The sequence below is a fragment of the Promicromonospora xylanilytica genome, assembly GCF_054782895.1.
This window is the reverse complement of record NZ_BAAGRP010000065.1, coordinates 37,556-57,654: the sequence shown is the minus strand read 5'-3', so window position 1 is coordinate 57,654 and position 20,099 is coordinate 37,556. Positions and strand designations below refer to the sequence as shown.

Genomic DNA, 20,099 nt, shown 5'->3' with positions numbered 1-20,099 from the left:
TCGGCCAGCACCTCGTCACCGGCGGCCTGCTCACCAGCACCGCCGGCACCGCAGCCCTCGGCGCAGCCACCGGCACCACCACGGGCACACCACGCTCGTTCGGCCCCAAGGAGACCGCCGTCGCCGCCGGCGTCCTGGCCGCCCTCGCGATCGGCGGCGGCGCCTGGGCCCTCATCGCCCAGCAGAACGACCAACCACCCACCCAAGCCATCCAGGCGGCCGCGCCGCCCAGCGCGCCGGAACCGCCCGAACCGGCGCCCCCGGCCGAGCCGGCACCGCAGAAGGATCCGCCGGCCGACCCGAAGCCGCCGGCCACGCCCCAGGAGGACGCCGCCCCGACGCCGGAGCCCGTCGCGCCGCCCGAGCGCGAGATGCCGGCCCCGCGGCCGGAGCCGGAGCCGGACGTCGTTCCCGCTGCCCCGGCACCACCGGCACCGGCCGCCGAGCGGCCCGCCCCGCAGGAGCCCGCTCCGGCGCCCGAGCCGGAACCGAAGCCCGAACCCGAGCCAGAACCGGAACCCGAACCAAGGCCCGAGCCGGAGCCGGAGCCTCCGGCCGAGACAACGCCGCCGCCCGCCGCCGACTCGGGTGGCCCGCCCGGCAACCCCGACAACCCCCACGGGAAGGGACCGGCGAAGGACAACGGCCAGGGTCCCGGCAGCAACAACGGCCAGGGGCCGGGCAGCAACAACGGGAAGGGTGCGGGCAGCGACAACGGGCGCGGGCCGGACCGCGGCACGCAGGACACGAGCTGGTTCTCCGTGCCCGGACTCGGCGGGGTCCCGGGGGCGTTGCTGGGCGGCGTCGCGTTCGGCCGCCGTCGTCGAGCCACCGGCCCACGGGCCTGACCGGCCCGGCCCCCGTCACCGAGAGTCAGTCCACCAGCACGACGGCGCTGGAGTAGGGCTCCACCTCCGGCGCGGTCCATTCCGGTTCCTCCTCGGCACCGGAGTCGTCGTCACCCGAGCCGTCCTCCTCCTCACCCGAACCGTCCTCGCTGTCGCCCGCGTCGGTGCCACCGCCCGTGCCACCGTCCTTCGAGCCCTCCTCGTCGGGCTCGGGCTCGGTGGCGCACAGGCCGTCGATCAGCCAGCCCAGGCCGTCGTCACCCACGCACAGGCCGCCGTTCAGCGTGATGCCGGCGGTGGCCGACGCCTTCGAGCGCACCTCGGTGCCTGGGACCAGCTCGTCGTGCTCCACCTCGACGGTCACCTGGAGGGTCTCGGGGTCGACAGCGAAGGAGGTCAGCTCGGCTCCGTTGCGCTCGGCGAACTCCTGGGCCGCCTCGACCATGTCGTCCCTGAGGCCCGGGCCGAGCAGCGCCACCTCGGCGAGGCCCCAGAACGCCTCGGGCTCGGACACCCCGAGGTGCAGGCCGTGCAGCAGGCCGAGGTGCTGGTCCCACTCCTGGGTGGCGGCGAGCGCCGCCGCGTCGGCGGCCGTGCCTGCCTCACGGCGGTCGTTGGTCGCCCCGCCCACCATGGCGATGACCAGCACGGCGACGCTCAGCATGCCGACGGCGACGGGGATCGTCATCACGTGCATGGAGCCGCGTTCGCGGTCCTGCGGGGTCGTCCGGGTCACGGTTGGTCTCCTGCCGGCGGGTCGGTCACCGGTACGTCGGTGATCCGGAAGCGGTCGGGGCCGTCGACGGTCACGGTGTCCTGGCCGGTGTCCGGCCAGACGACGGTGATGAGCACCGGTTCCCCGAGGTCGAGCGGGGTGACGTCCTCGTCGCCGAGCAGCCGGCGCAGCAGGAATCCGCCGGCCCGTTCCTCCGCGACGTAGTCGAAGGGCAGCACTCGTTCCTGCGCGCCGAGCAGGGACAGGTTGTGGGGCCCGGCCGCCTCGGCCAGGGCGCCGAACATGCGGTCGCCCACGACGTTCACGTTGGCGGGCAGGAACCAGGCGGCGTCGACCGAGTCGCCCTCGACGCGCTCGGCGGCGAGGGTGCCGACGAGCGCTCCTGGCCGGCGCTCCACCGACCGGACCTCGACGGTGTACTCGCCGTTGTTGGTCGCGAAGGTGACGGGGGCGTTCTTCGCCGTCGGCGCGTCCGTGGTCGGCACGTCGCTCGCGGCGTCGTCCTCCACGACCAGGTGGCCCTGGAAGTGGATCTCGACGCGGCGGTTGGCGGCGCGGGCCTCCGGGCTCTTCCCGTCGACGACCGGCTCGCTCTCGCCGCGACCTTCCTCGGTCACGGCGTAGTCGTCGCTGAGCCGGGCGCCCAGGCGTTCGGCGACGGAGCGTGCCCGCCGTTCGGAGAGCTTCTGGTTGTAGGCGTCGGTGTCGACGTCGTCGGTGTGGCCGACCACGTGCACGGCGCCGTCGTCCGCCTGTTCGGCGATCGACGCGGCGGCCCGGTCCACGACGCGGCCCGCGGCCGCGGACAGCGTGTGGTCGTCGGAGGCGAAGAGGACGTCGGAGGCCAGCGTGACCGTGACGTCCCCGTCCTCGGCGGACGTCGTGGACCCTGCGTCGTAGGCGTGGGTGAAGGCGCGCAGCTCGGTGGTCCACGCCTCGCGGGCGCCGCCCACCTGGTCGACGGCGTCGTCGAAGCCCTCGGCTGCCGGGACCACCGGCACCTGCACGGTGCCGAACCCGGGGAACAGGACGTCCACCGACTCGTTCTCGGGCGCGGCGAACACGGCGGTCGCCGCGCCGCGCACGGCGTCGTCGTCGGAGTCCACCGGCTCGATCGTTGTCGCCGGGGAGCCGTCGGGCGTCAGCGCCACGGGATGGACCACGCCGTCCGTGGTGTCGAAGAGCCGTACGCCACGGCCGTCGGTGACGGAGTTCCCGAGCCCGCCGAACGCCAGCAGCACGGTGGACGACCGCAGCGGCCGCTCGGGGTCGACGGGGGTCGCGGTGAAGTCGTACCGCAGGACCGCCAGGTCGCCGTCCACCTCGACGGGACGCACCTCGAGGTGCATCAGCGCGTCGTGCCACTCCCTGTCGACGGCGACGACCTCGCCGGGAGACGTGGTGTCTCCCGGCGAGGCCGTGGGCGCCGGTGCGCCGGACGGGGGCTCGGTCGGCCCGCTCGGTCCTGGGTCGACCAGCCCGCAACCGGACAGGACTCCTACCAGGCCGGCCGCGAGCGCGGTGAGCATCATCCGGCGCATCAACACCTCCGTCGTCGTGGTCAGGACTACTCGCCGCCACCGCCGCCGGCGCCGCCGATGTCGGTGACCGCCTCGGTGAGCTGCGTGACGATCGCGTCGCCCACCTCGGTGCTCGCCGCGATGACGATGCCGACGACCGCCACGACCAGCAGGACGGCGCCGACGTACTCGACGGTGCCCTGCCCGCGCTCGTCGTCCTGCGCACGGAGCACCGCACGCGCCACGTGGTCCCGCAGGGCCGCCTTGGCGGCGACTGTCTTCTCGGTCAGCTTGTTCATGAGGTCCTCCATACGTCGAAGTCCGGTCGTCGGCCGCTCTTCCGGGCTGCGGCCACACCAGCAAACCTAGGGAGCGGCGGTCCGGACGCCCAGGGTTCCCGGCCCTACCCGGGGGCCCGTTCCGGCTGGGCCCACGGCACTAGCGGCGCTCGGGCCGGACTGGAGCCAGCGCACGATGGCCTGGCTCCTCGTGGTCACGCCGAGCTTGGCGAAGAGGCTGTTCACGTGGTTCTTCACGGTCTTCTCCGAGATGAACAGCAGGGCCGCGATCTCGCCGTTCGACAGCCCGTCGGCGACCCGGTCCATCACCTCGGCCTCGCGCCGGGACAGCAGGCCGCGCACGGCCGGGGCGGTACCGGGTGCGGTGAGTCCCGCGGAGACGCCGGAGACCACCTGGCTCCCGTTCCGGCACAGCCGGATCGCGTCCACCATCGCCCGGGGCTCCAGCGCGCCGTGCACCAGGTACCCGGCCGCGCCGGCGGCGAGCGCCTCGGACACCGTGGCGGCGTCGTCGGTGTGGGTGAGCATCACGACCGTCGCGTCGGACAGGCGTGGGAGCAGCTCGAGGCCGCTCGTGCGCGGCATCCGGACGTCCAGGAGCACCACGTCGACGTGGCCGCCGCGTACCTGGGCCACGGCCTCGTCGGGGTCTCCCGTGTCGGTCACGGACGTGACACCCTCGGTCCCGTCGAGGAGGGTCCGCAGCCCCATCCGGATGATCGGGTTGTCGTCCACGGCGAGTATTCGCATCACGCCACCTCCGCTGTCGGTTGACGGTTGCCGCCGTAGGGCCGCGGCGTCCGGTTCGGCGCGGCGCGGGTCGCGCCGCCTTGCTCGTCGCCCGGGGTGCCGGGGGGCTCGGCGGGCAGCACCACCCGGACGACGGTGCCGCCGTCGGGCCCCGGTGCCCAGGTGGCGTCGCCGCCGCACAGCTCCGCCCGTTCCCGGACGCCGCGCATCCCGTACCTGCCGCCTGGTGCGACCCCGCCGGGGAGGCCGACGCCGTCGTCCGAGACGCGTACCTCCACGGTCCCGTCGCGCATGGTCAGGGTGATCTCCACGCGGGAGGCGCCCGCGTGCTTGCGCACGTTCTCCAGCAGCTCGGTCACGACGGCCCGGACGTGCTGGGCGCGGCCGGCGCCGGCCTGGTCCACGCCGGGTCCCGCCTGCACGACCGCCGGCGTCCCGGTGCGGTCCGTCCAGAGCCTGGCGACCTCCGTCACGGGCCCCGCCATGCCGTCCCGTTCGTCGCGCAGGTCGCCGAGGGCGCGCCGGGTGTGCTGGTGCGCCGTCGCGACGGCGCCGCTGAGCGCGCGCGCCACCTCGAGGGTGGCGGGGCGCGCGCCTTCCCGGTCGAGCCGGTCGGCGAGCCCGCGCGCGGTCAGGGCGAGCCCCGCGAGGTCGCCGGCGACGGTGTCGTGCAGGTCGCGGGCCAGGCGCAGCCGTTCCGCGAGGGCCGCCTGGTCCGCGCGGGTGGTCGCCAGCGTGACCGACAGGAGCGCCTGCCTGCGCAGGCGTCGGCCCAGGTGGGTGCCGGTCCAGGTCATGACGACGGTGAGCGCCGCACCGGCGATGCCGGTGACCAGGCCCCGCCAGCCGTCGGTGTAGGCGGTGAGCTGGTACAGGCACAGGGGGCCGGCCATGACCAGGGCGAGCCGGAGCCCGGCGAAGAGTCCCCAGAGGGCCGCGGTCGCCGCCGCGTAGACCGTCATCAGGGGCGACCCGGCCAGCGGCAGCAGCGCCACGACGGCCACGGCGGTGTCGCCGGCCAGGAGGATCCCGTTGCGCGCGTAGGTGCGCCCCCGGGTGTCCCAGTTCAGGGCGGGCACGAACGAGAAGGGCGCGGCGAGGACCACGAGGAACACCCCGAGCCAGCCCGCGCCGTCGAGCAGGGCGAGGACCAGGGCGAACGCGAGCACCGCGAGCCGCACCTGGCACAGCAGCCGCACCGCGGGGCCGATGGCCCGCTGGGTGGTCGCGTCCATGGCGTGGGGCGGGCTCAGCCGCTCAGAAAAGTTCACCGAGCACCCCCGCGTTCGCGATCAGGACCGCGGACACGATCAGGATCAGGGCGCCGGGCAGGATCGTCGCCGTCACCGCCAGCGACACCATGGGCGCCGCGCGCGCCGCGCGCTGACGGATGTTCTCCGCGTGCTCGCGGCGCACGTCCGACGCGATGCTCGTGAGCGCGTCAGCCAGCGGCACGCCCAGCTCCTCGGCCTGCAACAGCGCTGTCACGAACGTCCCCACGGCGGCGGACCGGTTGCGTTCGCGCAGCGCGACGAAGGTCTGCCTCCTGGACGCGCCCACGTTCATCTCCTGCAGCGCTGTGCGCATCTCCGCGGCCAGGGCGCCACCGTGGAAGTCGCACACCCGCTCCAGGGCCTGGCGAAAGCCCAGGCCGGCGGTCACGGTCACGCTCAGCACGTCCAGGAAGTCGGGCAGCTCCGTGTCGATCTGGTGCCGCCGCTTGTTGGCCTCCCCGTAGAGCCAGATCCGCATCCACCCGCCCAGCACCAGCGCGAGGGGCACGCCGATGACCCAGAGGTCCTGGAGCGTGAACAGCAGGCCGAACAGGACGCCGAGCACCACGAGGGCCGTCTCGCGGCGCACGAACATGGTCAGCGTCACGCCCTCCGGCCGCCCGGCGCGGCGGATCGCCGTGTCGAGCCGCTGCAGCCGCTGCCGGCCGAGCATCCGCACCGCGGCGGGCAGCAGCGGCGCCCCGATCCGGTCCAGCACGGCCGCGAACCCGCGCGGCCGCGGCTCCGCGTCCGGCGCGTACTCGGCCTCGATCTCCTCGAGCCCGGTCGTGGTCAGCAGGCGGCCCGCGGCCATCCCCACGACGACCAGCAGTGCGGCGGCCGCCGCGATCAGGAGCTCCAGCACGTCACACCTCCACCCGCGCGAGCCGGCGGACCAGCACGTAGCCGACGACGAACAGCCCGGTCGCCACCAGCAGCACCACCTGACCGGCCAGGTTGGTGAGCATCAGGTCCACCACCCCGGGGCTGAAGGCGTTCATCAGCGCCACGGCGCCGAACGCCAGGACGATCACGGTGTACCCGGAGAACTGGGCCCCCATCGTTGCGGTCACCACCTCACGGCGCAGCCTGCGCCGCTCCTCCAGCGTCTGCCCGATCCCGGACAGCGCGGTCACCAGCTCACCACCGGACCGGCCCTGGATCGTCAGCGTCTGCACCAGCACCGACAGCTCCCGGGACGGCAGCCGGTCGCTCAGCGAGGCGAGCGCGTCCCGCATGGACCGGCCGACCGCCATCTCGGCGCCCACCTGCTCCACCTCGGACGCCGCCGGCTCGGTCATCTCGGCCGCCGCGAGCTCGAGCGACCGGCGCACGGCCAGCCCGGCCGACGCGCCGTTCGCCAGGAGCCGCGCGAGCTCCGGGAGCTGCGCCACGAACCGGTCGACGCGCTGCTTGCGCCGCCGGTCCAGCCAGCGCCGGGCGCCCACCGCCACCACCAGCACGGCGAGCCCCGCCGTCGCCCAGCCGAAGACCGGCAGGATGCCCAGACCCACCACGAGCGCCGCAGCCCCCGCCGCCGTGAGGAACAGCGACGGCGACCAGGCCGGGAGGCCGGCGCCCGCCAGGAGCGCGACCAGCCGCTGCCCCCACCGGAACCGGACCAGGTGCACGTCCAGCCGGGTGAACACGGGCACGCCGGCCGGCTGGTCCAGGTCGGCCGTCTCGACCATGCGCCGCTCGGTCTCGGCGTTGCTCACCAGCGTCGCGACGGTCGCCGCCGCCATCACCAGCGTCACCAGCAGCCCCAGGGCGATCAGCAGCACGGTCATCGGGCGCCACCCCCCTCGGCGGGCGCGGCGACCTGCGAGGTCGGCATGATCTCGCCCGCCCGGCGCAGCCGCTCCACCAGCTCCGACGGGGCGGTGAAGGGCACGAACTCGCCGGCCACCGAGCGGTCGGGGCCGATCGGGTCGGGGACGAACCGCATCAGCGGGGTCAGGGCGTACTCCTCGCGCCGCTGCGAGGTGACCGCCTGCACCTCCGTGACGCGGCGGGACCCGTCCTGCGCCCGCTCCAGGTGCACCACGAGGTCGATCGCCGAGTTGATCTGGTCGCGCAGGGTCGCCGCGGGGAGGTCGAGCTCGCTCATCGACGCGAGCGTCTCCAGCCGGCCCAGCGCGTCCCGCGCCGTGTTCGCGTGCACGGTGGCCACCGAGCCGTCGTGGCCCGTGTTCATCGCCTGCAGCATGTCCAGGGTCTCGCCGCCGCGGACCTCACCCACGATGATCCGGTCCGGCCGCATCCGCAGCGCGTTGCGCACCAGGTCGCGGATGGCCACCGCGCCCCGGCCCTCGACGTTCGCCGGGCGGGACTCCAGCCGCACCACGTGGCCCTGCTGGAGGGACAGCTCCGCGGCGTCCTCGATGGTGACGATCCGCTCGTGGTCGGGGATCAGGCCGGACAGCGCGTTCAGGAACGTCGTCTTGCCCGAACCGGTACCGCCCGACACGACGATGTTCAGCCGCGCCCGCACGCACGCGCCCAGCAGGCTCGCCGTGGTCAGGTCGAGCGTGCCCCGGTCCACCAGCTCGCCCATGCGGAACGGCGTCGGGAACCGGCGGATCGTCAGGGTGGGCCCGTCCAGCGCCAGCGGCGGGATGATCACGTTGACGCGCTCGCCGCTGGGCAGCCGCGCGTCCACCATCGGCGACGACTCGTCCACCCGGCGGTTGACCTGCGACACGATGCGGTCGATCGTCTGGTAGAGCTGCTCCGCCGACGCGAACCGGGCGGGCACCCGCTCGACCTTTCCGTACCGCTCGACGAACACGTCCTGCGGCCCGTTCACCATGATCTCGGTGATGGACTCGTCCGCCAGCAACGGCTCCAGCACGCCCAGCCCGAGCGCCTCGTCCGTGATGCGCTGGACCAGGGCACTGCGCTCGCGAGCCGACAGGACCGGCCCGTCGACCGACAGGATGCGGGACAGGACCCGCTCGAGCCGCACCCTGCGCTGCGACGGCGAGAGCCGGGCGAGCTCGTCGACGTCGATCTCCTCGAGCAGCCGCTCGCGGTACACCTTCGCGAGGTCGTTGTCCTCGTCGTGCCGCTCGTCGGCGGCCAGCCGGTCACGTAGCGCCATGTCAGTCCTCCACCGGGAACGCAGCGGTACGGGTCAGGGAGACGTCGACGAGGTCCATGCCCGCGACCCCGAGCGGCGCGGTCACCGTGACCCGCACGCTCGCGGTCCCGTCGCCGACCGTGGCGGTCACGTCGTGCACGAGCGCGTCAGGGACCGCCTGGTCCACCACGCCCTGCCAGTCCCCGCCCGTGCTCAGGGAACGGGCGCCGTTGCGGGCCGCCTCCTGCGCGATCGACGCCGTCTGGGCGACCGTGATGCCCTGGATCGCCAGGAGGGCCACCAGCAGCATGGCGACCACGAGGCCGACGAGCTCGACGGTCGCCTGGCCGCCTTCCCTGCGCGTCCTGCCGGTCATGGCTCAGCCTTCCCGGTACACGGCGGCCGACGAGGACGCCGACAGGTCCACGCCGGGCAGGATCGTCGAGACCGTCACCCGCACGCTGACCGTGTCCGCCAGCACCTCGATGTCGGAGTCGCCCACCGCCTCGCGCATCGTGCCGGGCAGCCGGTCGCGGACGTCCTCGCGCACCTGCCGCAGGACCTCCTCGCGCGGTGCCCCCACCGCGTCGTAGTACCCGAGCACGCCCACGGTGCGGGCGCCCTCCTGCGCGGCGGCCCGCGCGGCCAGCAGGCCGGAGGCCCACCCGATGCCCTGCACGCACAGCAGCACCACCATGAGCGCCACCATGATCACCACGGGCAGCTCGACCGTCGACTGGCCGGCCTCGGCGTCGGCGCGCCCGGCCCGCCTGCGGCCCGCCTCCTTGGTCCGTCCCTGCCGGGTCGAACCGGTGACCAGCGCCTCCACCTCGGTGGGCCCGTCGGAGCCGCCCTCCTGCGCCGGGGCCGCCTCCGGCCGGATCGCCGCCGCGCCGGCCTTGGCGACCGCCGTGTGCACGGGCGTCGGCGTCTCCAGCAGCGTCGCGGTGTTGACCGCCCCGGAGAACGCGGGACCGCCGTCGGGCACCGTGAACGCGACGGGGCGCTCCACGATCCGCTCCACCAGCGCCGGGGTGACCTCGTCCCGCGGGGTGCGCCGGTTGAGCACCAGCTCCACCGCGGCGGGCCGCCGGATCGCCAGCCGGTCCCACTGCGCGAGGCTGCGCCGGGCGGCGCGCAGCGCCGGGAGGTCCGGCGTGGTGACCAGCAGCACCCGGTCGGCGAACTCGAGCGCCGTGGCGCGCGGCTCGTCCAGGTGGGTGCCCACGTCGATCACCGCGAGGCCGGACTCGAAGCGCAGGGCGCTCACGATCGAGCGGGTCGCCGCGGACGTCATCTCCTCGCCCCGCTCGCCCTCGCTCGGGGCGGGGAGGAGCCGCAGCCCGCCCTGCACCTCATACGTGGTCTCGCGCAGCATGCGCCCGGTGACGTCACCCTCGACGGCGGCGAGGTCCACGATCGAGCGCCGGGTGCGCACGCCCGTGTAGGCGGTCAGGTCGCCGGCCCCGAGGTCGAGGTCGACGAGGGTGGTGTCACCCGAGCGGCCCGCGCGGGCGAGCAGCAGCGCCAGCACGGACGTGCCGACGCCGCCCTTCGCCCCGGCGATCGCCACGACCTGGCCCGCGCGACCGCCGTTGCGCTCCGCCGCGATCGACGCCCTGGCCATCGCCGACCACGACGCGACCGACTCGAGCCGGGTCAGCACCTCCTCCAGGCCCGCGTTCCGGGCGATCACGGACCGGGCGCCGACCTCCATCGCGGCGGCCATCGCCCGGCTCATCTCGGCCGGGCCGTGGGCGTCCACGACCATCACGATGCCGGTCAGCGGCGTGGCCAGCCCGACGCTGCGGGCCACGGCGTGCCCCCGCCCGTCGTCGGCGGCCTCGTCGACCACCACGATCCCGATGTCCGGCTGGCGGTCGAGCGCCGTCAGCACGCCGGCCCCGTCGGACACCGCAGCGGCCAGCTCGAACCCGTCGGACTCGGCGAACACGTGGCCCAGGTGGTCCCTGACCTCGTGCGACGGCGTCGCGAGCAGCACCTTGGTCACCATGGTCACCCCTCGCCCTTCGGCGCGGCGCCGTCGTAGACGCGCTGCTCCGCCGGGAGCATGTCCTCGTCCCCCGCGCCGCGCAGGGCGAGGCGCATCTTCACGGAGAAGGACTCGACGTACGCGAGCGTCAGGGCGTCCTCGGTGCTCAGCGCGAACGTCACGGGCAGGCCGCTGCCGGTGGACAGACCGTCGGGGTCCTCCACGGACTGCGGCAGGCCCACCTCGAGCACCAGCACGTTCGAGACCCACACCCGGGACACGGGCTTCGCGTCCCCGGTGCCGCCCATGGTCGCGATGATGTCCACGTGGTCGCCCGGCTCCACCTTGCCGGCCACACCGGTCTCGGCGTCCACGAGGATGGCCACCTCGCGGAACCCCGGCTGCACGCCGGGCCGCTCGATCAGCATGCCGCCCTGGAGCATGGAGCCCTTCTCGTACGCGGTGGCGGCGACCAGCCCGTCGGCGTCCTCCGCGTCCCGCACCGCGGTCTCGGGGACCCAGCGCTCCGGTACCTCTACCTGCTCCAGCATGGACTCGTCGATGGGCTCGAGGGCGTCCACCGACCGGTTGAGCTGCAGCACGGTCGCCAGCGGACCCACCTGGGAGCTCACGGTGCGGACGTAGTAGAGGACGCCGACGAACACGGCGACCGCGAGGATCGAGGTGACGACGAGAAAGAAGACTCCTCGGCGCTGACGCGGGTTCAACTGACCACTCCCTGGGTGTCGAGCAGGCTCTGGCGAGATGGCTCGCCCCGGTCGGGCCGCGCGGTACGGGCGCGGCGCTCTGTGATGTCGCAGAAGATGCAGGCCCCGGCCACGGCCCGCCCGCAGGCGTCGCACGCGCCCCAGAGGTACGACCGGGACAGCGCGCCGGCGACGGCGGTGCCCAGCGCGCCGTCGATGGTCGACACCTCCAGCCAGCGCGACGCCGTCCAGCCGGCGTCCGCGTCGGTCAGCTCGGTGTCGGGAGTGCGGGGCAGCAGGTCGGCGTCCTCGTCACGGACCACCGGCCGCGCCGAGCGCGCCACGACGAGCAGGTCGCCGCCGTCCGGCACCCCGAACCGGCCGCTGAAGCGGCCTACCGTGCCGCGGCCGGTGTCGACGACGAACGCCGTGCGCGGCAGGTAGCTGCCGGCGTGCTGGCGGAACGTCGGCGTGGGGCGCTGCAGCGAGGCGACGCTCGAGACGAGGGCCCGCGTGGTGGTGCGGGAGAGCACCTCGTCGGCCACCGCCCGCGCCGACGACGCGGTGAGCCCCTGCGCCGAGAGGCCCGCGAGCATCACCGCCCACGCCGTGACGGGGACGTCGACGTGCAGCAGCCCGATGCGTTCCGGGCCGAGCACCAGGCGGGCCGAGCGGGCGAGCCTGCGGGCCGCCTCGTCACGGGTGGTCAGGACGACGTCGTCGGCCAGGAGGCCGGCGACCGCCTCCGTGACTGCCGCCAGCGTGGGCTCCACCCGGTGCACGGCCGGATGTACCCCCTCCGGCCCCCCGATCGCGATCACCTGCACGGTGCCCCCTCGTTGAGTGCACGGTCCCGGTCGACGACCAGACCCGCCCTGACCACTGCCTCCACGCGTTCACGCATCCCACGCAGGTTCGGCACGCCACAGCCACAAAGGCATGTGTTCGGCCACGCCTGCACCACGGACTGTACAGATTCTGTCACTAAACGTATACATGTCGGGCGGTACCAGTTATCTTTTGAGCGTTTTCCCGTACATGCCCGCTCATCTGAGCGGCCTGCTTCCGGCCCTGCCGGCGCTGCCGAGAGGAACGCACGTGACCCAGAACCAGCTCGTGGTGGACGGCCGGACCGTCGCCGAGGTCGTCGTCGCCGACACGGTCCTGACCAGGGCGCGAGGGCTGCTGTTCCGCCGCGTGCTGCCCGAGGCCCTGCTGCTGACGCCCTGCTCGTCGGTGCACGGCGCCTGGATGCGGGTGCCGCTCGACGTCGCGCTCCTCACCGCGGACCTGCGCGTGGCGCACGCGCAGGTGCTGCGCCCCTGGGCGGTGACGAGACCGCGCCGGGGCGTCACCCAGGTGCTCGAGGCCCCGGTCGGGAGCTTCGAACGCTGGGGGCTGCGGGCGGACAGCCAGGTCGCCCTGGGCGAGGGGTAGCCGGGGTGGCGGTTCATGGGGATGTCGGCGCTCATGGGTTGTCGAAGCTCGAGCCACCGCGGAAGGTGGGGGTCGGCGGGGCGGAGAAGTCGCTCGTGTAGTAGTCGTCGGGCGCCTCGAAGTCCTTGGCGCGGCACTGGGGCGCCGGCGAGGTCGTCTGCTTGTTCCCGTCGACGTCGATCACCTCGAACGACGACTCCGACAGCGCCCGGTTCTCGTCGACCGACGTGAAGTCGACCTTGAACAGGTCCAGCCCCTCCCACTTCAGGCCGTACCCGCCGCCCTCGGTGACCCGGTCCATGTCGTACTCGAGCCGCCGCACGTTGGCGTGGTCCTCGGCCGTCTCGTAGAGCTCGCCGCCCTCGGAGTCCTGCCCCTGGATCTCGACGTCGCCCTTGCGCAGCGTGCCGTCGTCGTTGCGGGGGAAGATCTGGTCGATCTTCGGGCCGAGCTTCTCGCGCAGCTCCGGGTACTGGTTGAAGTCGATGATCAGCTCGGTCTTGGAGAGCGTGCCCTCCTCCTCCTGCTTGCTGTACCCGCCGGTCGCCTTGAACCCGTAGGGCAGCACCAGGTCGAGATCGATCCCCGCCTTGTAGAGGGTCTTCATCACCTGGTCGTCCATGGCGATGGTCAGGCGTGACAGCTCGCCGTCCGGGTTCCAGAGCACGGACGTGCTGGTGGTGCCCTTCCACTCGCCGCCGAACTGCCCCTTGCCCTTGCCCTTGCCCGAGCTGTCCTCCTTACCGTTCTTGTCCTTCGTGAACGGCTGCTTGCCGCTGAGCTCCGCCCCGATCAGGAACCCGCCGATGTCGGACGACGTGTAGGTGGCCATCACGCTGCCGTCCGACCACTGCCGGTCCTCTACCTGGACCTCGCCCTCGTAGCCGCCCTCGACGCTGCCCTTGATCTCGACGGGGCCGGTCTTGGGTCCCCACTTCAGGCCGCCCTTGAACTTGACCTTCGTGATGTCGCTCGTCGAGGTGGCGACCAGGTGGTGGTCCGGCTCGTCCTCCTGGAGCTGCATCACGTCACCCACGTCGGGCATGTGGTCCGGCGGTGGCGGGCAGTAGGAGGTCATCATCGGGGGCGGGCAGTTTCGGCCGCCCCCGCTGGCCACGATCTCCGCGGACATGCTGTATTTCTTGTACCAGTCGACCCAGTCCTGGGCCTTCTGCATGTCCGTGAACTCGTACGTGTAGTCCTCGCCGTACCCGGTGATGCCGGCGATGTCGAACGCGATGGGCGTGCCGCCCACGTCGCTGCCGCTCGCGCCGATGCCGAACTCCACACCCTTGAGGATGTGGATGCGCACGCGTCCGTCCCCGAGCTTCTCGATGAGCGTGCCGTTGCTGTCGCCCCAGCGGAAGAACAGGAACTGGATGTTCGTGCTGTCCACGTGGCCGGTGACCTCGACCACGCAGGGCGGCTCCATCGAGGCGTACTTCTCGGAGATGCAGTTGGACAGCTCCCCGGACCGGGCGGCGCGCTCCTTGCCCTCCGGGGCGTCCACGTAGGCGGCCCACTCGGCCTCGCACCCCTTGGGCACCGGCAGCTCACGGCAGCCCACCTGGACCTTGGGCGGCGCGTCCTCGTCGATCTCGCCGCTGGTGGGCATCGCGTTGGCGCAGCTCTCGTCGTTCGGGTTCTCCTGCGGGCCGCCCCGGCCGTCGAGCACGCAGTCCACGAAGTCCTGGATCTCCTCCTCCAGGTAGACGCGGTCGCCGCGGTCGCGGTCGAGGTGCCCCTCGGGCATGTTCGCGGAGAAGCAGATCGTCGGCCCGGGGTACCAGACGCAGTCGATCTGCACGACGGCGGTGTCCCACTGGGACTCCGGCTTGTCCACGAACTCGAACGTGACGTCGTCCTCGCAGTCCCCCGCCGGGGGGCTGTACCCGTCCCCCGGCGACTCCTCGCCGCCCGGATCGCCCGGTCCCCCGCCGGCGCCGTCCCCGCAGTCGTCGGCGCCGTCCTCCTTGACGATCGGCGACACGGCACAGATGAGCTGCTCGCTCACGTCGGCCGCCACCGGCGTGGCCGCGGCGAACACGATGGCGACGACCAGCAGCACCAGCCCGGTCACCCCGACGTACTCCGGCAGCGCCTGCCCGGCCTCGCGATCGCGTCTGGTCATCCTCGAAAACTAGGGGCGACCGGTGAACTCGAACTGTCCGGCAACCGTCCCGCCGGGGTACAGGATCATGATGTTTCCGCAGGTCATAGGCCTGTAGCCCCAGGGCATGGGGCCACGGGCCCACGGCGTGCACGGCTTTCACCCGCGCCGTCACCGCTGCTTGAACTTCACGGTCTTCTTGTCCGGGTCGTAGTCGTAGCTGCCGGTGAAGCCCCAGTTGATCCAGCCGCCGTCGCCCTTGTTCTTCACGGTCCCGCTGTTGAGCGCGATGACGTCCATGCCGTCCACCTCTGCCAGGTGCACGAGGCCGAAGGGGTTGTAGAACGAGAAGTTGTCGAAGTCCTTGACCACGAGGATGTTCTTGTCGGGGAAGGCCGCCGAGTACTCGTCCAGCAGGGAGTGGATCCGGTCAGCCCGGTCACCGGGCACGTCGCCGTCGTAGTCCGTGCCCGGATACGTCCCCTCGGTGAACTTCGGCGTGTCATTGTCCACGTGCCGCGCGCCGATGTCGTGATCGGAGTCTGAGGTCGCCGTCGGCGGGTCGGAGAAGTCGTCGCTGTAGTAGGCGGGCGGCTGCACGAAGTCCTTGTCCTTGCACTTCGGCGCCGGCGACATGGTCTGCTTGTTGCCGTCGACGTCGGTCACCTCGAACGACGACTCCTTGAGCGTCCGTTCCTCGTCCACCGACGTGAACGACACCTTGAACAGGTCGAGCCCCTGCCACGTGATCCCGCCGCTGCCGCCCTCCGTCGCCCTGGTCGCGTCGTACTCCAGCTCACGCACATTGGCGTAGTCCTCCGCATAGTCGTACAGCAGCCCGCCGTCGGAATCGTTCCCGTCGATCTCGACGTCGTCCTTGATCAGGTTGCCGTCGTCGTCCCGCGGAAAGACCTTGTCGATCGTGGGGCCCAGCTTCTCCCGCAGCTCGGGGTACTGGTTGAAGTCGATGATCAGCTCCCGCTTCGAGATGGTCCCCTGCTCCTCGGAGGTGGAGTAACCGCCGCCCGCTGTAAAGCCGTAGGGCAGGGCCACGTCGATGTCGATCCCCGCCTTGAACAGGGTGCGCATCACCTGGTCGTCCATCGAGATGATGAGTTTGGACAGCTCTCCGCCCTTGCCCCAGGCCACGGTGGTGCTCGTGGTGCCCTTCCACTCCTTGCCCACCTGACCCGACCCGGCGCCGCCGCCCGAGCTAGTCGGCTTGCCCTTCTTGTCCTTGGTGAAGGGCTGCTTGCCGCCGAGCGACGCGCCGATCAGGAATCCACCGATGTCCGACGACGTGTACGTGGCCGTGCGGCTCCCGTCCGACCAGCGCCGGTCCTCGACCTGGACCTCACCCTCGTAGCCGCCCTCGACGCTGCCTGTCAGCTCGAACTGGCCGGCCTTGCCGGTCAGGCTCAGGCCACCCTTGAACTTGACCTTCTTGATGTCGCTGTCCGCCTCGGCCAGCTCGTGGTGCTCCGGCTCCTGACCCTCCAGCTCCTGCAGGTCGCCGATGTCGGGCATGTGTTCCCGCGGCGGGCAGTAGCTCTGCGTGGCCGGGTTCGGTCCGCAGTTGCGGCTGATCGGGCTGAAGACGAGCTCCTCGGTCAGGTTGTACTTCTTGTACCAGTCGATCCAGTCCTGGGCCTTCTGCATGTCGGTGAACTCGTACGTCTTGTCCTTCCCGTAGCCGGTGATGCCCGCGATGTCGAAGCTCACGGGCGAACCGCCCACGTTGTCGCCGCTCACGCCTGCACCGGTCTCGACCCCGCGCAGCACGTGGATGCGGATGCGGCCGTCACCGAGCTTCTCGATCAGCGTGCCGTTGCTGTCGCCCCAGCGGAAAAACAGGAACTGGATCTCGGAGCTGTCGACGTGCCCCGTGGCCTGCACGACGCACGGGACCTCGATGGAGTCGTACTTGTCCGAGATGCAGTTGGCCAGGTCGCCGGACCGTGCCGCCCGCTCCTTCCCGGGCGCCGCGTCCTCGTAGGCGGCCCACTCGGCCTCGCAGCCCTTGGGCACCGGCCACTCACGACAGCCCACCTGGACCTTCGGCGGCGCGTCCTCGTCGATCTCGCCGCTGGTGGGCATCGCGTTGACGCAGCTCTCGTCGTTCGGGTCGTCCTGCGGACCACCCCGGCCGTCGACCACGCAGTCCACGAAGTCCTGGATCTCCTCCTCCAGGTAGACCCGGTCCCCGCGGTCCCGGTCCAGGTGTCCCTCGGGCATGTGCTTGTCGAAGCACGCCGTGGGGCCCGGGTACCAGTCGCACCCGATCTGCACGACGGCGGTGTCCCACTGCGAGTCGGGCTTGTCCACGAACTCGAACGTCACATCCGTCTCGCAGTCGCCGGACGGCGGGCCGTAACCGTCACCGGGTGCCCCTTCGTCACCGCCGCCGGCGGCCCCGTCCCCGCAGTCGTCGGCGCCGTCCTCCTTGACGATCGGCGACACCGCGCAGATCAGCTGCTCGCTGACGTCGGCGGCGACAGGCGTCGCGGCGGCGAGCACGATGGCGACGACCAGCAGCACCAGCCCGGTCACCCCGACATACTCCGGCAGAGCCTGGCCGGCCTCGCGATCGCGCCCGGCCCGGCTCGCCCGGGCCGCGCGAGCTACCCGGGCCGCGCGGTCGCGCTGCCTCTGGCGGCGGCAGTTCACCGTGTCGTCGCTTCCCATTAACCCAACGTAGGGAGCGAGACCGCAGGTCACGACGGCCCAGCGACCCAACTCGCACCCAGAGCGGCCTGGGCCCCCGGGCCCAGGCCGCTCCGGCACGGCGGGCCTCAGCGCTGCCGGAACTTCACCGTCTTCTTGTCCGGGTCGTAGTCGTAGGTGCCGCTGAAGCCCCAGTTGATCCAGCCGCCGTCGCCCTTGTTCTTCACGGTCCCCTCGTTGAGGCCGATGACGTCCATCCCGTCCACCGTCGCCAGGTGCACGTACCCGAAGAGGTTGCTGAACGAGAAGTTGTCGAAGTCCTTGACCACGAGGATGTTCTTGTCGGGGAAGGCCGCGGAGTACTCGTCGAGCAGCGAGTGGACCCGCTCGGCCCGGTCGCCGGGCACGTCGCCGTCGTAGTCGGTGCCCGGGTAGGTGCCCTCGGTGAACTTCGGCGTCTTGTTGTCCACGTACTCGGTCCCGATGTCGTGCTTCGAGTCCGCGTTGGCGGTCGGCGGGTCGGAGAAGTCGTCGCTGTAGTACGCCGGGGGCTCGACGAAGTCCTTGTCCCGGCACTTCGGTGCGGGCGACACGGTCTGCTTGTTGCCGTCGACGTCGGTCACCTCGAACGACGACTCGTTGAGCGTCCGTTCCTCGTCCACCGACGTGAACGACACCTTGAACAGGTCGAGCCCCTGCCAGGTGAGACCACCGTTACCGCCCTCGGTGACCTTGGTCGCGTCGTACTCCAGCTCGCGGACGTTGGCATAGTCCTCGGCGTTGTCGTAGAGCACGCCGCCGCTCGAGTCGTTCCCGTCGATCTCGACGTCGTCCTTGATCAGGTTGCCGTCGTCGTCGCGGGGGAAGACCTCGTCGATCGTGGGTCCCAGCGTCTCCCGCAGCTCGGGGTACTGGTTGAAGTCGATGATCAGCTCGCGCTTGGAGATGGTCCCGGCCTCCTCGGACTTGTTGTAGCCGGCACCCAGGGTGAAGCCGTAGGGCAGCGCGACGTCGACGTCGATGCCCGCCTTGTAGAGGGTGCGCATCACCTGGTCGTCCATCGAGATGATCAGCTTGGAGAGCTGCCCCTCCTTGTCCCAGGCGACGGTGGTGCTGGTGGTGCCCTTCCACTCCTTGCCCACCTGGCCCGACCCCGACCCGCCACCGGAGCTCGTCGGCTTGCCGTTCTTGTCCTTGGTGAAGGGCTGCTTGCCGCCGAGCTTCGCGCCGATCAGGAACCCGCCGATGTCCGACGACGTGTAGGTGGCCGTGCGGCTCCCGTCCGACCACCGGCGGTCCTCGACCTGGATCTCGCCCTCGTAGCCGCCCTCGATGCTGCCCGTCAGCTCGAACTGGCCGGCCTTGCCGGACAGGCTGAGGCCGCCCTTGAGCTTGACCTTCTTGATGTCGCTGTCCGCCTCGGCCAGCTCGTGGTGCTCCGGCTCCTGACCACGCAGCCTCTCGGCGGCCTCCTGGTCGCTGTAGTCGCAGTGCACACCGGCGCTCACGGACCAGCAGTACGGCTGGGTGGCGTTCACGTTGTCATATCTCTTGTACCAGTCGATCCAGTCCTGGGCCTTCTGCATGTCGGTGAACTCGTACGTCTTGTCCTTCGCGTACCCGGTGATGCCGGCGATGTCGAAGCTGACGGGCGCGCCGCCCACGCCGTCGCCGCTGAGCCCCGCGCCGGTCTCGACCCCGCGCAGCACGTGGATGCGGATGCGCCCGTCGCCCAACTTCTCGATGAGCGTCCCGTTGCTCCCGCCCCAGCGGAAGAACAGGAACTGGATCTGGGTCTCGTCCACATGGCCGGTGGCCTGCACCACGCAGGGGATCTCGATGGACTCGTACGTGTCGGAGATGCAGTTGGCCAGCTCCCCCGACCGGGCGGCGCGCTCCTTGCCCTCCGGGGCGTCCACGTAGGCGGCCCACTCCTCCTCGCACCCCTTGGGCACCGGCAGCTCACGACACCCGACCTGGACCTTCGGCGGCGCGTCCTCGTCGATCTCGCCGCTGGTGGGCATCGCGTTGACGCAGCTCTCGTCCTCCGGATCGTCCTGCGGACCTCCGCGGCCGTCGAGCACGCAGTCCACGAAGTCCTGGATCTCCTCCTCCAGGTAGACCCGGTCGTCACGGTCCCGGTCGAGGTGCCCCTCGGGCATGTGCTTGTCGAAGCAGACCGTCGGCCCGGGGTACCAGACGCACCCGATCTGCACCACGGCGGTGTCCCACGGCGAGTCCGGCTTGTCCACGAACTCGAAGGTCACGTCCTGCTCGCAGTCGCCGGACGGCGGGCCGTACCCGTCCCCCGGTGCCCCCTCGTCGCCGGGCTGCCCCGGCCCGCCGGCGCCGTCCCCGCAGTCGTCGGCGCCGTCCTCCTTGACGATCGGGGACACGGCACAGATGAGCTGCTCGCTCACGTCCGCCGCCACCGGCGTCGCCGCGACCAGCACGATGGCGACGACCAGCAGCACCAGCCCGGTCACCCCGACGTACTCCGGCAGCGCCTGCCCGGCCTCACGATCGCGTCCGTTCCGGCCCGCCCTGCCGCGCACCGTTGCGCGGGGGTTCACCTCCACGTCACTGCTCATTAACTCAAGGTAGGGACCGACGTCGCAGGTCACGACGGCCCGACGGCCCAACTCGCACCCAGGCCGGCTGGGCCCGTGGGCCCAGCCG

At 72.0% G+C, this 20,099-nt stretch carries 16 protein-coding genes and 1 pseudogene; 2 read left to right on the top strand and 15 right to left on the bottom strand.

Annotation, left to right across the window (positions count from 1 at the left end; translation table 11 throughout):
- Positions 1 to 848, top strand: a pseudogene (locus ACYVK7_RS19170) (hypothetical protein); the annotation flags it as partial.
- Positions 849 to 873: 25 nt separating this feature from the next.
- On the opposite strand, the gene ACYVK7_RS19165 reads toward ACYVK7_RS19170, so the two are convergent.
- The 12 genes from ACYVK7_RS19165 to ACYVK7_RS19110 form a co-directional block, all read right to left on the bottom strand.
- On the bottom strand, positions 874 to 1,584 hold the full coding sequence (locus ACYVK7_RS19165) for a pilus assembly protein TadG-related protein (RefSeq protein ID WP_460889310.1): 711 nt from the start codon (positions 1,582 to 1,584) through the stop codon (positions 874 to 876).
- Complete coding sequence (locus ACYVK7_RS19160; RefSeq protein ID WP_460889309.1) at positions 1,581 to 3,125, bottom strand: OmpA family protein; 1,545 nt, start codon at positions 3,123 to 3,125, stop codon at positions 1,581 to 1,583. Before ACYVK7_RS19160 ends, ACYVK7_RS19165 begins: the two co-directional genes overlap by 4 nt.
- Before the next feature lie 26 nt (positions 3,126 to 3,151).
- Complete coding sequence (locus ACYVK7_RS19155) at positions 3,152 to 3,403, bottom strand: hypothetical protein (RefSeq protein WP_460889308.1); 252 nt, start codon at positions 3,401 to 3,403, stop codon at positions 3,152 to 3,154.
- Between the two features lie 66 nt (positions 3,404 to 3,469).
- Positions 3,470 to 4,153, bottom strand: a complete 684-nt coding sequence (locus tag ACYVK7_RS19150; RefSeq protein WP_460889307.1) for a response regulator transcription factor — start codon at positions 4,151 to 4,153, stop codon at positions 3,470 to 3,472.
- Positions 4,153 to 5,424, bottom strand: a complete 1,272-nt coding sequence (locus ACYVK7_RS19145; protein WP_460889306.1) for a sensor histidine kinase — start codon at positions 5,422 to 5,424, stop codon at positions 4,153 to 4,155. The genes ACYVK7_RS19150 and ACYVK7_RS19145 overlap by 1 nt, the downstream gene beginning before the upstream one ends.
- Positions 5,411 to 6,292, bottom strand: a complete 882-nt coding sequence (locus ACYVK7_RS19140; protein WP_460889305.1) for a type II secretion system F family protein — start codon at positions 6,290 to 6,292, stop codon at positions 5,411 to 5,413. The genes ACYVK7_RS19145 and ACYVK7_RS19140 overlap by 14 nt, the downstream gene beginning before the upstream one ends.
- Before the next feature lies 1 nt (position 6,293).
- Positions 6,294 to 7,217, bottom strand: coding sequence for a type II secretion system F family protein (locus ACYVK7_RS19135; RefSeq protein ID WP_460889304.1), 924 nt, complete (start codon positions 7,215 to 7,217; stop codon positions 6,294 to 6,296).
- Positions 7,214 to 8,530, bottom strand: a complete 1,317-nt coding sequence (locus tag ACYVK7_RS19130; protein WP_460889303.1) for a CpaF family protein — start codon at positions 8,528 to 8,530, stop codon at positions 7,214 to 7,216. Before ACYVK7_RS19130 ends, ACYVK7_RS19135 begins: the two co-directional genes overlap by 4 nt.
- 1 nt (position 8,531) lies before the next feature.
- Positions 8,532 to 8,885 (bottom strand): TadE family protein, encoded by a 354-nt coding sequence (locus ACYVK7_RS19125; protein WP_460889302.1) that lies wholly within the window; start codon positions 8,883 to 8,885, stop codon positions 8,532 to 8,534.
- Between the two features lie 3 nt (positions 8,886 to 8,888).
- Complete coding sequence (locus ACYVK7_RS19120; RefSeq protein ID WP_460889301.1) at positions 8,889 to 10,529, bottom strand: hypothetical protein; 1,641 nt, start codon at positions 10,527 to 10,529, stop codon at positions 8,889 to 8,891.
- The gene (cpaB, locus tag ACYVK7_RS19115) at positions 10,526 to 11,230 is read right to left on the bottom strand and encodes a Flp pilus assembly protein CpaB (RefSeq protein WP_460889300.1); all 705 of its coding nucleotides are present in this window, start codon (positions 11,228 to 11,230) and stop codon (positions 10,526 to 10,528) included. The genes ACYVK7_RS19120 and cpaB overlap by 4 nt, the downstream gene beginning before the upstream one ends.
- On the bottom strand, positions 11,227 to 12,036 hold the full coding sequence (locus tag ACYVK7_RS19110; protein ID WP_460889299.1) for a hypothetical protein: 810 nt from the start codon (positions 12,034 to 12,036) through the stop codon (positions 11,227 to 11,229). Before ACYVK7_RS19110 ends, cpaB begins: the two co-directional genes overlap by 4 nt.
- Positions 12,037 to 12,307: 271 nt before the next feature.
- Between ACYVK7_RS19110 and ACYVK7_RS19105 the strand changes: the two genes are divergently transcribed.
- A complete protein-coding gene (locus ACYVK7_RS19105) occupies positions 12,308 to 12,646 on the top strand; it encodes a DUF192 domain-containing protein (protein WP_460889298.1) in 339 nt (112 codons plus the stop codon).
- Positions 12,647 to 12,677: 31 nt separating this feature from the next.
- On the opposite strand, the gene ACYVK7_RS19100 is transcribed toward ACYVK7_RS19105, so the two are convergent.
- The 3 genes from ACYVK7_RS19100 to ACYVK7_RS19090 all read right to left on the bottom strand — a co-directional run bounded on the left by ACYVK7_RS19100 (position 12,678) and on the right by ACYVK7_RS19090 (position 20,011).
- Positions 12,678 to 14,777 (bottom strand): hypothetical protein, encoded by a 2,100-nt coding sequence (locus ACYVK7_RS19100; protein ID WP_460889297.1) that lies wholly within the window; start codon positions 14,775 to 14,777, stop codon positions 12,678 to 12,680.
- A 150-nt stretch (positions 14,778 to 14,927) separates the two neighbouring features.
- Positions 14,928 to 17,441, bottom strand: a complete 2,514-nt coding sequence (locus ACYVK7_RS19095) for a hypothetical protein (protein ID WP_460889296.1) — start codon at positions 17,439 to 17,441, stop codon at positions 14,928 to 14,930.
- Between the two features lie 107 nt (positions 17,442 to 17,548).
- On the bottom strand, positions 17,549 to 20,011 hold the full coding sequence (locus tag ACYVK7_RS19090) for a hypothetical protein (RefSeq protein ID WP_460889295.1): 2,463 nt from the start codon (positions 20,009 to 20,011) through the stop codon (positions 17,549 to 17,551).
- Positions 20,012 to 20,099: the final 88 nt, after the last annotated feature.

Excerpts from the sequence above, each read along its gene's own strand:
- ACYVK7_RS19160 (WP_460889309.1), bottom strand. The coding sequence starts at position 3,125 with ATGCGCCGGATGATGCTCACCGCGCTCGCGGCCGGCCTGGTAGGAGTC.
- ACYVK7_RS19155 (WP_460889308.1), bottom strand. The coding sequence starts at position 3,403 with ATGAACAAGCTGACCGAGAAGACAGTCGCCGCCAAGGCGGCCCTGCGG.
- ACYVK7_RS19150 (WP_460889307.1), bottom strand. The coding sequence starts at position 4,153 with ATGCGAATACTCGCCGTGGACGACAACCCGATCATCCGGATGGGGCTG.
- ACYVK7_RS19135 (WP_460889304.1), bottom strand. The coding sequence starts at position 7,217 with ATGACCGTGCTGCTGATCGCCCTGGGGCTGCTGGTGACGCTGGTGATG.
- ACYVK7_RS19130 (WP_460889303.1), bottom strand. The coding sequence starts at position 8,530 with ATGGCGCTACGTGACCGGCTGGCCGCCGACGAGCGGCACGACGAGGAC.
- ACYVK7_RS19125 (WP_460889302.1), bottom strand. The coding sequence starts at position 8,885 with ATGACCGGCAGGACGCGCAGGGAAGGCGGCCAGGCGACCGTCGAGCTC.
- ACYVK7_RS19100 (WP_460889297.1), bottom strand. The coding sequence starts at position 14,777 with ATGACCAGACGCGATCGCGAGGCCGGGCAGGCGCTGCCGGAGTACGTC.
- ACYVK7_RS19095 (WP_460889296.1), bottom strand. The coding sequence starts at position 17,441 with ATGGGAAGCGACGACACGGTGAACTGCCGCCGCCAGAGGCAGCGCGAC.
- ACYVK7_RS19090 (WP_460889295.1), bottom strand. The coding sequence starts at position 20,011 with ATGAGCAGTGACGTGGAGGTGAACCCCCGCGCAACGGTGCGCGGCAGG.